The following is a 13,432-nucleotide window of genomic DNA, read 5'->3' as shown; positions in this document are numbered from 1 at the left end:
CATTGTGACATTATAGAGACCGGAAATGAGAGCTGGAGATTCAAAAATAGAGCATGATTTAAACAGACTTTAGGGGGGTCAAAATTGGACGCTGATGGGGGGTCAATTTTGGGTGCTGATTGACAGTCACCCCATGTATACCGGTTTCATCACGATGTTGCTCTGCCTTCCATTGGCTTTGGGTTCATGGTGGACGTTGCCGCTTGCGTTGCTGATTTCTTTATCATTTCTGATTCGTATCTTTTTTGAAGAGAAGACGCTGCATGCCGAACTCAATGGCTACACTGACTACTCTGAACGGGTACGCTATCGTCTGGTTCCAGGTGTATGGTGATTAGGTTTATGGAATATTAAAACTCCATCGCCTGAACAAGGGCCAGTTCAGAACCGACTTTTCTATCGTTGGCCAGATCGGTCAGTGTTGTGTTCGGCAGCATGTCCGCAAAACTTGCATGCGGTGGGATAGTTCCCGGATTACCGCCAGCAACACCGAGGCGAATAGCCAACAGGTCAGCCAGATATACTGCCAGCACTTCAGCCCTGATTTCAGATGGAATAGCTTCAGCTTCGACGTAGGCCGGATGATGATGATAACGGATGCCCTTACATATTTTCTCCGGTAATTGCCAGTGCTCTGCCAGCAGTAAACCCATATCAATATGGGTGCAGCCTGAACGTTCAAGCTCGTAAACGAGATATCCTTTGGCCGGATCCAGCTCTGCAGGCTGCATGAATTCATTCACCAGATTGTATCCCAATCTTCCTACATCATGGAACAGACCGATTGTGCCGGCTTCATTCCGATTGCAGCCGGGGATATGGTCGGCAACAATTTCTGCCAAAGCTGAGACTGCCATACCATGCTTCCATAACATCGGAATGTCATACACTTTGCCTGTGCTTGAAGAAGATGCAGAAAAAGCGTGTTTGGCGACGACGCTACGAACCATAGAGTTCCCTAGGCGTGAAATACCTCTGCCGACATCATTGATCGGCGTATGTACAATGCCAGCTGAATTCGCAAAGCGTAGTATGGACGCGGAAAGTACAGGGTCATCCTTGATAATCTCTCCGAGTTGCTGACTGGAGGCTTCTTCGCTGCAGGCGCGTTGAAAAGCGTTCCAAAGGGCCGGTGGCAGTGGCAGCGAACTGATGCTATTCTGGTACATGGTTAATCGACCACGTGTACCTTCGGCTGGCAGTAACTGTTGATAGAGCAAATCACCATCTTTCAATGAGAGATCAAAATGTGGGTGTGTGGCATTGTTTTGCATATCTGCTCCTTGCATAAATCAGGATGACATCAGAGAGCAATCAATGGGCCAAAAAATCAGAAGCTCAAAGGCCTCTTGTCGGGTCGATCTGGCGGAGTAAGCTATAGCTTGCCGAGGAGGTGATTATGAAACGATATGTTTTTATTGCTGTGACCCTGGTGCTGACCGGCTGCGCGACCGCACATCAGGAACGGACGGCTACACAGGGAGCTGTGGTTGGAGCCACCGCAGGTGCAGTCATAGGTGCTCAGAGTGATCAGATTGTTGAAGGCGCTATTATTGGTGGTGTTCTCGGTGGCTTGGCTGGAGCGATTCTGGCCGATGACAGAGATGATCGTATTCATGCATCGGAAGTACGTTACCATCGCAGATCTTGTAGAAGAGGTGATGTCTACTTCGGAAAGGCAAGGCATGCCCGCAATCTGGGTATGAGAGTATCTTTGATGCGTCAGGGTATTGCTTATTGCCCGGACAACCCGGCGGCACACAATGATCTTGGTATGGCATTGATGTTATGGGGTGATTCAGCTGGCGCAAGAGCCCACTTTAATCATGCTCTCAGGCTTGATCCACATTACTACCCTTCCCGGCATAATCTATCGCGCATGAGTCGTTACCATGCACCGAGGCACAGGGTTCATCAGCGACGTGACATGCGGGATGAGGATGATCGTTACAGTCATGAATATGATCAGTACCGGAACAATAGTAATGATGACCGGAAGCGCAGAGATATTCGCCGGGAACAGCGTCAGCAAGAATTGAATGAACATCGTAAGAATCGTCGGGAACGTTTACTTCAGCATGAAGAGCGGCGTCAGAATTATATTGAGAGCCGCGAAAAGTGGGAAGAGGAACACGATGACTGATCATGTGACTATCAGTTGCAGCTTGGATTTACCGCTCTTTTTGTAACAGATCAATGCGTATAGGCATTAGATATTGCGCACCGGATTCACTCAAATGTGATTCGAATTTCTGTTTTACCCGCGCATAGAGTGCATCAGACAGCTTATGGTCGGTGTGAGTCGCAGCGAGAATTTTTTGTTCAAAGTCAGCAAAATTCTCAAAGCAGATTGGAGCATTGAAAAAGTATTCCTTCTGCAGCGAAAGGAGCTCTGCATCAACGCAGTCTTTGATTGCTTCAAAGGCAGCAAGACGCACGATTTGCTCATCATGAAACATTTTTAGTAGATCATTGAAGTCACCAGCGAACACAGGTTCTGAGATATAGGCAAGCCCTCCGGGTTTGAGAACGCGGTGAATTTCCTGTAATGCCTGCTGCATCAGATCCAGTGGTACATGATGCAGTGATTTAAACATGAACACGATATCAAAGTTGTTATCAGGACAGGGAATGCTTTCGGCACCAGCCATGATAAATTCTACATTGGCAAGGTCATCGATGGCCTGGAGATGGCGATACTGAATCTTATCCACCTCCAGCGCAGTGATGTGGCGGTTGATTCCTTCGCAGGCAATGGCACGGGTGATTTCGGCACGACCACAACCCAGTTCCAGAATATTTTTGCCATCGAGTTGCAACAGCTTGTTGTAGATCTCATTCTCGGCGCAGGTCTCTGGAGTGGTTGAATCTAAAAGTTTCATTATGCTGTGAGCGTAGGTGCATATTGACTGCTGAGCAACCACAGGTATTCACGAGTGTCTAAGTATTTTATGTCTGATTCCGGCACTGAAGGGTCACAACTTTGACAGTAAATGAGCTGTTCAGGTTGCGGTTTTTGACATGTTAGAGGTGTATCAACAAAAAGGCCTGCCGAAGAGGGGGGGGGGAGGATGGCAGGCCTTCTATGATCTATTGTCGTTGCACTGGTATTGTGACCTATGTACTGAACCCTTTATGATAAGGTGGGTGCCGCATCCTGATATCAGGTATCCCAGGTTAAGGGATTCACACAATCCGGAGATATTAGCTCCCGTTCAGTGCACATCGGCCCAGACTTATAAGTCACAAAACCAGTGCAACGAGCTATGTATAGATGATAAAGCATATCTGATGCCAATAACTGTTCTCGGGCATAGATCAGCTGATTTATCTGCCGCCTAGCAGTGAACCGAGCAATCCGCGAACCAGCTTGCGACCGATGGCACCACCTATGGCTGTACTGACGGAGCGGGCCGCTGATTTCATCATGGATGTACTCAAAGAGTCACGCGGGCGACCGGGTCTGCGTTTTGGCCTGACCGGTTCGGACATGATTTTCTGCTGCTGCTCAGCCTTTTCGGCTACCTCACGACGGGATTGTTCCTCAGCGCGAGACTTGAGTAATTCATAAGCTGATTCACGGTCGATGATATCATTATATCGTCCGGCTGCTGGAGAACGCGAGATCATAGCCGCTCGCTCTTCGCTACTGGCAGGGCCAATACGTGATTGCGGTGGTGCGACCAGAACGCGCTCAACAGCTGTAGGTGCACCGCTTGCATCAAGCGTGGAAACCAGAGCTTCTCCAATACCAAGCTCGGTAATCACTGTTGCAGTATCTAGGGCCGGATTCGCTCTAAAGGTTTCGGCAACTGTTTTTACCGCTTTTTTATCTTTGGGAGTAAATGCTCTGAGTGCGTGTTGCACACGCATGCCAAGCTGACCAAGTACATTCTCGGGAATATCAAGTGGGCTTTGGGAAATAAAATAAATGCCTACGCCTTTGGAACGGATCAGACGCACAACCTGTTCCACTTTATCAAGCAGCACATCCGGTGCATCGTCAAACAGCAGATGTGCTTCATCGAAAAACAGCACCATTTTCGGTTTGTCCACATCGCCAACTTCAGGAAGGTTTTCATATAACTCAGCCAGTAGCCAGAGCAGAAAAGTTGCATAGAGCTTGGGTGATCTGGTGATTAACTCGGTGGCATCAAACAGGCTAATGACCCCCTGGCCTGAGAAATCCACCATCATCAGGTCTGCGAGCCTAAGCGCAGGTTCACCAAAAAAGTTTTCAGCCCCTTGCTCTTCAAGTACTAAAAGACTGCGTTGAATAGCACCGATACTGGCCGCCGATATATTACCATAATCAGATTTCAGTTCTTTTGTGTGATCACTCATCCAGGAGAGCATGGAACGCAGGTCTTTCAGGTCGAGCAGTAGCAGGCCCTGATCATCTGCAATACGGAACGCTGCATACAGAACGCCGCTCTGTGTATCATTAAGATCCAGCAGGTTTGAAAGCAGCAGTGGTCCCATATCTGAAATCGTAGTGCGTACAGGGTGGCCTGAGCGACCGAATATATCCCAGAACAGCACGGGATTACCTCGCTGTGTATAACCATCAATGGCGATTTCACTAATGCGCCGGTCAATTTCCTTATGCGGTCTGCCGGTCTGCGAAATGCCGGAAAGATCGCCTTTGATATCTGCCATAAATACTGGCACACCTATGTGTGAAAAACCTTCAGCAATTGATTGTAGGGTTACAGTTTTACCAGTGCCTGTGGCCCCGGCAATCAGACCATGACGGTTGGCCATGCGTGCATCAAGTGTAACCTGTTGTTGGCGCATGCCTCCAATAAGAATGTGGGATGTTTCGCTCATGATCTTCCTCCTTCAACAGCCAGTAGAAAGATACAGCGTAATTGATATGGCTAGCATCGTGAAGAGGTATGATAAATTTATATTCATAGTTGGTTCACAAAGTGCTAACGGGTGAATCACAAAGTATCGCCTGTCCGGAGCGAATCACCCTCCCTCCCCGATGGCTCCGGATGTCAGTCCCTCTCGAATTGAGGTGTTTTCACAGGCTCCGGTTTACGCCGGAGCCTTTTTCACGAGTGCCTGTTTCATTCTGGAGATTCGGCTATAAACTGCCACCAGCCCGGATTCGTCGGGTTAGATTTCCTCAATATATGTTTTAGGAGAAACCATGCGGATTGCATTGCGTATTGCTAAAGAGCTGCAAGTGAATGAACGACAAGTCGTTGCTGCGACAGCTCTTCTTGATGATGGAGCAACCGTGCCGTTTATTGCCCGTTACCGAAAAGAGATTACCGGGGGGCTGGATGATACACAGCTGCGCTTTCTGGAGCAGCGTCTTTCATGCCTGCGTGATTTGGAAGCACGTCGCACCGCAATCCTGAAATCGATAGCTGCGCAGGAAAAACTTACATCCGGACTAGAGAACTCTATCAAGGCAGCTGAAACACTGGCTCGTCTGGAAGATCTCTATCTTCCCTATAAACCGAAACGTCGCAGCAAAGCTCAGATGGCACGTGAAGCTGGTCTTGAGCCATTGGCAAAGGCTCTGCTGGCCAACCCGTCACCAAAACCGGAAGTGCAGGCTGCATCATTTATCAATATTGAACATGGTATTGAGAATATAGAGGCCGCCCTTGATGGTGCACGTGACATTTTGATTGAACTGTTTGGTGAAGATGCCGATTTGATTGGGCGTCTGCGTGATTATCTAAAGAAACATGCCCTGCTTACCAGCAGTGTCGTTGTCAGCAAGAAAGAAGAGGCTGTGAAGTTCTCCGATTACTTTGCCTACAGTGAGCCACTCAAACGTGTTCCATCTCATCGAGCGTTGGCAATATTCAGAGGCCAGCATGAAGGACTACTGCGGGTGAAGTTGCTCGAAGATATTCAGGCAGAAAACACTGCGGGTGCAGGCCACTGCGAGTTAGCAATTGCCAATCATTACAGAATCAGCAAGGCGGGAAGGGCTGCGGATAACTGGCTGCTGGAGGGTGTGAGTGCTGCATGGAAGCAGAAGATATCCAAACGACTTGAGCTTGATCTGCTTGGTGAGCTGCGAGAAAAGGCGGAAGCCGAGGCTATCAAGGTGTTCGCCAATAACCTGAGTGACCTGTTATTGGCAGCACCTGCAGGCCAGCGCGCTACCATGGGACTTGATCCGGGCCTGCGTACCGGTGTAAAAGTGGCCGTGGTTGATCCAACCGGAAAAGTACTTGATACCACCACGATCTATCCGCATGCACCAGCCAGACGCTGGGATGAGGCGATTGCTGCTCTGGCTGTGTTGGCTGATAAACACCATGTTGATTTGGTCTCTATCGGAAATGGTACGGGTTCTCGAGAAACTGAAGCACTGGTCAAGGAGCTGCGTGAGCGTTTTGCGCAGTTGCAACTTACTCAGGTTATGGTGTCAGAGGCCGGTGCATCTGTTTATTCCGCTTCAGAAATTGCGGCTAAAGAGTTTCCTGATCTTGATGTGTCGCTACGTGGTGCGGTTTCTATTGCCAGGCGTTTGCAGGATCCGCTGGCGGAGCTTGTGAAGATTGAGCCAAAATCTATTGGAGTCGGTCAGTACCAGCATGATGTAAACCAGAATCATCTCGGCCGCAGTCTTGATAACGTGGTTGAGGACTGTGTGAACCGTGTTGGTGTTGATATCAACACTGCTTCGGTGCCATTGTTGGCGCATGTTGCAGGTTTAAGTCGTTCGATGGCCGAGAATATCGTTAAGCTACGCGATGAGCAGGGGGCTTTCCGCAATCGCCAACAAATTCTTAAAGTGCAGGGGATTGGACCAAAGAGTTTTGAGCAGGCGGCCGGTTTTCTTCGCATCATGAAGGGGGATAACCCTCTCGATGCTTCGGCTGTACATCCGGAAGCCTATCCCGTGGTTGAAAAAATCGTGGAGGAAGCCGGCAAACCGGTGCGCGAGTTGATGGGGAACCGTGAGTTTCTTCAGCAGTTGAAAGCCAGTGATTTTTCGGATGATCGTTTCGGTGAAATGACTGTGTCTGACATTCTGCTGGAATTTGAAAAGCCGGGGCGAGATCCGCGCCCGGAATTCCGCACGGCAAAGTTTAAGAGTGGTGTCAAAGAGTTACGTGATTTGCGCGAAGGTATGATACTGGAAGGGGTGGTGACCAACGTTGCTAATTTTGGAGCCTTTGTTGATGTCGGTGTGCATCAGGATGGTCTGGTACATATCTCTGCAATGACCAATCAATTTATTGATGATCCGCGTAAAGTGGTGAAGACGGGTGATGTAGTGCAGGTGAAGGTTCTGGAGGCAGATGCCAAACGAAAACGTATATCCTTAACCATGCGTATGGATGATCAACCGGGTGAATGCGCTGAGAGGTCCGTTCGTTCAGACAAAAAGCATGGAGTTAAACGTCATGATCAGTCACGTCAGGGCAAGCCTCGCTCCAGTCGTCCGAAAACAACGAAAGATCAGGTGCAGCGGCAAATGAATAAGCAAAAGAAGCAGCCTGAAAATGCTTTGGCGGCAGCATTTGCCAAAGCAGTGGCAGACAAGTAATGAAGTAAAAATTAGCCCTGTCAGAGCTTTGCGCAGTCTTTTGAAAGATACATAGTGGGTGAGTCAGCCATGGTTATTACCGATGTTTGGTCCATAGCATTTTATTGATTAAATACTAAAAGGCCTGCCGAGGAGGGAGGGGGCAGGCCTTTGGGAATTGAGTCATTGCACTGGCATTGTGGCCTATAATGTCCTGAACCCTTTACGTTAAGGTGGGCGCTGCATTCTGACATTAGGTATCCCGCAGGGGACTCACACAATCAGAATATAGAAGCTCCCGTTCAGTGCGCATCGGCTCACCTTTATAAGCCACAACGCCAGTGCAACGAACTTGTATACAACCTACAACATCATGCTGTTGTCGTCAAGCCGCATCGCCCATTCATGTTAGAGATCTGGCTTGCATTTCAAACATACAGACCTGCCAGGGAGGGGGGGAGGATGGCAGGCTTGAATTGTTGCCACTGCACTGATGTTGTGACCTATACACTGAACCCTGATCGTAAGGGGGCGGCGCATCCTGATATCAGGTATCCCAGTTTTAAGGGGTTCACACAATCCGGGGATATTAGCTCCCGTTTAGTAAACATCGGCCCGGTTTTTATAAGTCACAAGACCAGTGCAACGAGCCATGTCTGCTGTAGGGCATAGATGATGGATGCCAGTACCAGAGGACTGGGTTTTGTGTTATCAGCTGTGATTCTTAACTGTCGGTGGAATGAAGTTGCCTGATGCTTGCATCTCAATCGCTTCCGGATGTCTCCGATAATGAGAACGAACCACTTCAGCGAGTTTTTGTTTCACTGCTTCATCTACCAGCGCGGGCGAAGTCCCGGGTAATGCGGCAACCAGAGCTTCCAGAAGTCTGTTCTGAGGAGCTTGCATGCGCTCGATCCATGAAGCCAGAAGCTTACGATCAACCAGGGCAGGTAGTGAACCCATGATGCCTACATCGTTCTGATCATGAACCAGAAGACCGGTGGTAGTACCCCGATCCAGTGTCAAAACCTGGAAGAAATAGAGTGTGTGGTAGGCAAGTTGTGCCGCTTGCTCAACGTCTGTGGCCTTGGCTGGATTCTGCAAAGCCTGCGTGAGAATTTCGAGATAGGTGTCAATGGCTGCTTCACCTATCGTTTTAGCCAGTGCGTAATCGGCATCGGCATTTCCGGTGCGGTAGTTTTCCAGATAGAAATGAGCAACGCCGCGATGGCGGCCGAGTGCGGGAATAAAGAAATAGCGATTCCCTTGTGCAACAGCTTCATCATAACAGTTGGGGGCAGCTTCCTTCATGGCATCAAGAAACTGTAATGTATGAGCGGGATTTTCATTGGATGGATTCAGGTCTGCCATCATGCGCCAGTAACCTTTGCCATTTTTCATTTCGGTCCAGCTTATATGGATGTGTACTGATGGAGCCAGTGGATTCTTCGGATGAATGATCGTGGAGATGGCTGAGGCTGAGCCCAGTTTTTTCTCCGGATTATCATCGTAGTGGACCTGTGAAACATTGACTGAACCGCGCCCGAACAGATCACCATCGGCGCTTTCATAACGGATACCGCCACCGTGCCTCCCCCCATCACGGAACCATTCGACGGGTGAGAAACGCTGATTGCTTCCCAGAGTACTAGCCAGTGTTTCCAAACCGCTTACAAAGCGGTTCTGAAGAGATGATACCAGTTCATGGCCTTTAGTGGCGGATGTGGAATTTGCGGGGATACGTTTCATTTGGACAACCTCAGATTTATTGGTGCTGAACTATGGAGGGCGTTGCGTATCGCTTCAACAACGAAGATGAGACGGCTTTTGGTGGTCAATAGATCTTCGCTTGGCATAGAGTGGCAGCCATGAGAAGAGTGTATTTACCCTTTGGCGAGAGCGACGTAGTTCCAGGTATGGATGCAGGTCAGCGAAAGGAGATGATCGAGAGACACAGGGATAGCGTGTCTTACTTTGGTTATTCTTCCGAAGCGCTGTATTGGGAATCTCGCGGAGGGCAGAAGATTCGGTTCGAGGCACTTGCCGAGATTGGTATTCGTCCTTGGGATTCTCTGCTAGATGTGGGTTGTGGCTTTGGCGATCTCTATAGCTGGTTGAATGGAAAGGGGCTGCCGGTGGATTATACCGGCATCGATTTGTCACCTGATATTCTCGCCAAAGGACTGGAGATGAATCCGGGACTGAAATTACTTCAAGGAGAGGTGTTCGATTTTGATTGGGCTCCAGAGAGTTTTGACTGGATAGTTCTGTCGGGTACGTTGAACTGGGATCTGCATGATGACGGAGAATATGCTATGCGAGTGATTGATAGAATGTTCAAGCTTTGTCGCAATGGCGTGGCTTTTAATATGCTGGATCATCGAAATATTGATGCTGCATCACTTCTCGAATTGATTGCCTATGATGTGGACGCAGTATTCAGTTTCTGTAAAAAAATCACACCGGCTTGTCAGTTGCGAACCGATTATCTTGCGGATGATTTCACTATCTATATGCGGCGCTCTGAACAGGCATGATATGAAGAGGAACAGTGTTTGATTTTGGCAGGCCAAATGGTCTGCGCGGATATTCTGACTATATTAGTTTATTTTGAATAAGGAGATTATATGTTTAAAACCAATGAATATTTTGACGGTAAAGTAAAATCGATTGCATTTGAAACGGCAGAAGGGCCAGCAACAGTTGGTGTGATGGCCGAAGGCGAATACGAGTTCGGCACATCCTGCAAAGAGATTATGTCGGTCACATCAGGTGCTATGGATGTGAAATTGCCGGGTGCCGATGCATGGATGAGCTTTGTAGCAGGTGACGAGTTTATGGTTGAGGCCGATCAGGCATTCGGTGTGCGTGTGAAAGGGCAGACGGCCTATCTCTGTTTGTATAAGTAATAACCAATCTCTTAAATAGAGAGGTTCTGTGGATAACAGAGGTTCGTTTATTCCGGCACCAGCCAGTTAAGCTGCGTCAGTCCATTGCCGTCAGTGAGTTTTTCAGAAACCCAGTTCAATGAATTTTTTATGGCATGTTGTGCATGCCAGGGAGGGTTGACAATCAGCATGCCGGACCCGCTCATCTGCATGTCGGGGAATGTATCAGCGCAATCCAGTTCCACGCGCAGGATTTTGCGAATGCCTGATCGTTTCAGGTCATTGAACAGTTCATGGTGGCGCCCTGCAGGCAGAATCGGGTACCAGATGACATAGACACCGGTGGCAAAGCGACGATGGGCATCGACTACGGCTTTGGCGATTTGACGGTATTCATCTTTTACTTCGTAGGAAGGGTCGAGAAAGATCAGGCCGCGTTTTTCTTTTGGTGGCAGTAGTGCTTTCAAGGCTTCAAAGGCATCACGTTTGAGCAGGGAAAAACGGCGATTGGCTTGAAAAGAGCGGCGCAAACCGTCGAACTCCTGCGGGTGCAGGTCACAGGCGCTAAGGCGATCGAATTCGCGGCACATCTCATGCAGCAGAGCTGTTGAGCCGGGAAAACGTGAAAACCCTCCATCCTGGTTGCCGGATGCGATCAGTTTGAACCAGCGAGCCACTCCCTCCGGACTTTTCTGGTTGCGCCTTGGCCAGAGTTTGCCAACGCCGGTATCAAACTCCCTGTTCTTTAATGCTTCATCTGAATTCAGATTATAAATACCGCGGCTGGCAAAGGCATCAAGCATAAACAGCGGCGCTTCCTTGTTGAACATCCCGCTCACAACATCACCGAGGATGATATGTTTCAATACGTCGGCATGATTTCCTGCGTGGTAGGTGTGCTGATAGCTGAGCATTAGCGCACTCTGAATGGATTATCCGATCATGCATAGCAGAGCATGTTAAAATAAAGATGCATATAACAATAGTTGTATAATACAACAATTGTGGGTAGTGTGCGCACCACAGGAGAGAAATATGAGCGAATCAATACTGGATTTTCAGCTGGAACAGGCCATTGGTCTGAATGTGAATCGCACGGCGTTCCTGATGACAGAAGAGATTGCCAGGCGTTTTGCTGCCAATGCTTATTCATTGTCAGCTCAGGATTTCTCCATTTTATTTCGCTTGATGAAACAGGGGCCGATGACTCAGGTTGAAATAGCGGCTTTGACGATGCGTGATAAAACTACCATCACCCGGCGTATAGACGGCTTGGTTAAAAAAGCTCTGGTTGAGCGAAAATCGTGTCAGGAAGACCGGCGCTGTTTTCGAATTGCATTGACCGAAGCGGGGAATCAGGCACTGGCAGTGATGGTTCCATTGGTGCGCAGTTTTCAGCAGGAAGTGCTTAGTGATATTCCGGCTGAAGAGAAAGCTATCGCAATCAAAACACTGAAACATATATCAGACAAACTGATCAGTATTCGATAAAGAGAAATCAATTTAAAAACTTACTAATAAAAAGGAGAGAAAAATGACTACAGAAAGAGTAATTCGAATTATTGCAGGATTTTTTATCATGTTGTCGGTGTTTTTGAGTTCGGTGTATAACGGCAGCGTATTGAATGAACCTACGTGGTTATGGTTTACCCTGTTTGTCGGTGCAAACCTGTTCCAGTCAGGCTTTACCCGTTGGTGCCTGATGGAGAAAATCCTGATCAAACTGGGTGTGAAGCCCGGTGGTGCGTGCGGTACCTGTGCAAGCTAATAGCCTGTAAATATGTCAGAACAAGAGCCTGCTACTGCCAGCAAGGTAATGATGTATGTTGCGGCATTGGTTGCCGTGCTGTTTGGAATTATGACACTAAAATCCGGCGGCCAAGTGCTATTCGGTGATGAGAGCTATCGAATTGCAGCCGGAGATTATGTCCCATTTGTCCTCTGGTTTAATTTCACTGCCGGTTTTATTTATCTGATTGCCGGTGTGGGCATTGCCTTTCGAAAACCCTGGGCTGCAGGCGTTTCCATGCTGATTGCAGCCTCAACGTTATTGGTGCTCGCAGCATTTGGGCTGTACATATTTACTGATGGCGCTTACGAGATGCGAACGGTTGTAGCCATGACACTGCGCTCGACAATCTGGACAGTGATATCAATGCTGGTTTTTCGTCAATTAGTACGTCGTTGATACAGAGGAGGATAGAATGAAGGTGATTGGTTTGTTGATTCTAAGTGCAACGATGTTTTTTGTAGCACCGGTCTATAGTGGGGAATCAGGCGGACTGGAGATTATGCAGCAAGTGGATGCGCGGGATGATGGTGATGACCTGATTCAGAAAATGAAGCAGCGCCTGATTGACCGCCGAGGCAATGTGCGTGAACGTGAGATGATTTCGTTTCGCAAGGATTACGCTAAGGACAGTAAATCGATCACCTATTTTCTGGCACCGTCGAATGTGCGTGATACAGCTCTGTTGACCTGGGACTATGATGGCATTGCTAAGGATGATGACCAGTGGCTTTACCTTCCAGCCCTGAAAAAAGTGCGTCGTATCTCGTCCTCGGACCGTGGTGATTATTTCATGGGAACCGACTTCACCTTCGAGGATATCAAGCAGACACCAGAGCTTGAGGATTACAACTGGACGTTGATCGGTTCTGAGGTATTGGATGGTCATAATGTGTGGGTTGTCGAAGGTGAGCCGAAAACCGATGGGCTAAAGAAGAACCTGGGATATTCAAATGCCCGTTATTATATTCGCAAAGATATCAACATGTATATTCGCGTTGATTTCTGGGATCGTAAAGGCAAAGAATTAAAACGCCTGGTATCTGAAGAGATCAAACAGATCGATGGAGTATGGACGGCAATGCGGGGTACAATGACAAATATACAGTCCGGCCATCGCACAGAACTTTCATTCTCTGAACATCGTTATAATACTGGTCTGACTGATCGCACATTTTCAGAACGCATGCTCAAGCGCGGCTATCGCGCGAAATAGTCACAGCTGAACAGTTCAGTCTGTTTCAGGTA

Annotated in this window: 14 protein-coding genes and 1 other RNA gene; 9 read left to right on the top strand and 6 right to left on the bottom strand. The window is 48.4% G+C overall.

The window, feature by feature from the left end; genetic code table 11:
• Window positions 1–94: 94 nt before the first annotated feature.
• Window positions 95–334 carry a methyltransferase family protein gene (locus MMIC_RS11000; RefSeq protein ID WP_072660529.1) on the top strand — a complete coding sequence of 80 codons (240 nt, stop codon included), beginning with the start codon at window positions 95–97 and terminating at the stop codon, window positions 332–334.
• 16 nt (window positions 335–350) lie between these two features.
• Here the strand turns inward: MMIC_RS11000 and MMIC_RS10995 are convergent, their stop codons facing one another.
• A complete protein-coding gene (locus tag MMIC_RS10995; RefSeq protein WP_072660528.1) occupies window positions 351–1,274 on the bottom strand; it encodes an HDOD domain-containing protein in 924 nt (307 codons plus the stop codon).
• 125 nt (window positions 1,275–1,399) lie between these two features.
• Here MMIC_RS10995 and MMIC_RS10990 point away from each other — a divergent pair, with 125 nt between their 5' ends.
• Window positions 1,400–2,143 carry a glycine zipper family protein gene (locus MMIC_RS10990; RefSeq protein ID WP_072660527.1) on the top strand — a complete coding sequence of 248 codons (744 nt, stop codon included), beginning with the start codon at window positions 1,400–1,402 and terminating at the stop codon, window positions 2,141–2,143.
• Window positions 2,144–2,171: 28 nt separating this feature from the next.
• Here MMIC_RS10990 and MMIC_RS10985 read toward each other — a convergent pair whose 3' ends face one another.
• Complete coding sequence (locus MMIC_RS10985) at window positions 2,172–2,882, bottom strand: class I SAM-dependent methyltransferase (protein ID WP_143144947.1); 711 nt, start codon at window positions 2,880–2,882, stop codon at window positions 2,172–2,174.
• A gap of 445 nt (window positions 2,883–3,327) precedes the next feature.
• Window positions 3,328–4,830 carry a helicase HerA-like domain-containing protein gene (locus MMIC_RS10980; protein WP_072660526.1) on the bottom strand — a complete coding sequence of 501 codons (1,503 nt, stop codon included), beginning with the start codon at window positions 4,828–4,830 and terminating at the stop codon, window positions 3,328–3,330.
• Window positions 4,831–5,158: 328 nt separating this feature from the next.
• Between MMIC_RS10980 and MMIC_RS10975 the strand changes: the two genes are divergently transcribed.
• Window positions 5,159–7,528 carry a Tex family protein gene (locus MMIC_RS10975; protein ID WP_072660525.1) on the top strand — a complete coding sequence of 790 codons (2,370 nt, stop codon included), beginning with the start codon at window positions 5,159–5,161 and terminating at the stop codon, window positions 7,526–7,528.
• Window positions 7,529–7,691: 163 nt separating this feature from the next.
• Here the strand turns inward: MMIC_RS10975 and ssrS are convergent.
• A non-coding RNA gene (gene ssrS, locus MMIC_RS13010) (6S RNA) lies at window positions 7,692–7,855 on the bottom strand.
• A gap of 363 nt (window positions 7,856–8,218) precedes the next feature.
• Window positions 8,219–9,256 carry a coproporphyrinogen III oxidase gene (locus MMIC_RS10970; RefSeq protein ID WP_072660524.1) on the bottom strand — a complete coding sequence of 346 codons (1,038 nt, stop codon included), beginning with the start codon at window positions 9,254–9,256 and terminating at the stop codon, window positions 8,219–8,221.
• A gap of 119 nt (window positions 9,257–9,375) precedes the next feature.
• Between MMIC_RS10970 and MMIC_RS10965 the strand changes: the two genes are divergently transcribed.
• Both MMIC_RS10965 and ppnP read left to right on the top strand, forming a co-directional pair.
• Entirely contained in the window at window positions 9,376–10,044 is a 669-nt protein-coding gene (locus MMIC_RS10965; RefSeq protein ID WP_072660523.1) for a class I SAM-dependent methyltransferase, read from the top strand.
• A 90-nt stretch (window positions 10,045–10,134) separates the two neighbouring features.
• Window positions 10,135–10,416, top strand: a complete 282-nt coding sequence (gene ppnP, locus MMIC_RS10960) for a pyrimidine/purine nucleoside phosphorylase (protein WP_072660522.1) — start codon at window positions 10,135–10,137, stop codon at window positions 10,414–10,416.
• Window positions 10,417–10,463: 47 nt separating this feature from the next.
• Here ppnP and MMIC_RS10955 read toward each other — a convergent pair whose 3' ends face one another.
• A complete protein-coding gene (locus MMIC_RS10955; RefSeq protein ID WP_072660521.1) occupies window positions 10,464–11,309 on the bottom strand; it encodes a 23S rRNA (adenine(2030)-N(6))-methyltransferase RlmJ in 846 nt (281 codons plus the stop codon).
• 121 nt (window positions 11,310–11,430) lie between these two features.
• Here MMIC_RS10955 and MMIC_RS10950 point away from each other — a divergent pair, with 121 nt between their 5' ends.
• The 4 genes from MMIC_RS10950 to MMIC_RS10935 are packed head-to-tail and all read left to right on the top strand — an operon-like array spanning window position 11,431 to window position 13,400.
• Entirely contained in the window at window positions 11,431–11,886 is a 456-nt protein-coding gene (locus MMIC_RS10950) for a MarR family winged helix-turn-helix transcriptional regulator (RefSeq protein ID WP_072660520.1), read from the top strand.
• Window positions 11,887–11,929: 43 nt separating this feature from the next.
• Window positions 11,930–12,163 (top strand): YgaP family membrane protein, encoded by a 234-nt coding sequence (locus tag MMIC_RS10945; protein WP_072660519.1) that lies wholly within the window; start codon window positions 11,930–11,932, stop codon window positions 12,161–12,163.
• A 12-nt stretch (window positions 12,164–12,175) separates the two neighbouring features.
• Window positions 12,176–12,583 (top strand): hypothetical protein, encoded by a 408-nt coding sequence (locus tag MMIC_RS10940; RefSeq protein ID WP_072660518.1) that lies wholly within the window; start codon window positions 12,176–12,178, stop codon window positions 12,581–12,583.
• A 16-nt stretch (window positions 12,584–12,599) separates the two neighbouring features.
• Window positions 12,600–13,400 (top strand): outer membrane lipoprotein-sorting protein, encoded by an 801-nt coding sequence (locus MMIC_RS10935; protein ID WP_072660517.1) that lies wholly within the window; start codon window positions 12,600–12,602, stop codon window positions 13,398–13,400.
• Window positions 13,401–13,432: the final 32 nt, after the last annotated feature.

The sequence above is a fragment of the Mariprofundus micogutta genome (genome assembly GCF_001895085.1).
Lineage (GTDB): Bacteria > Pseudomonadota > Zetaproteobacteria > Mariprofundales > Mariprofundaceae > Mariprofundus > Mariprofundus micogutta.
This window is presented reverse-complemented; position numbering and strand designations above follow the sequence as displayed.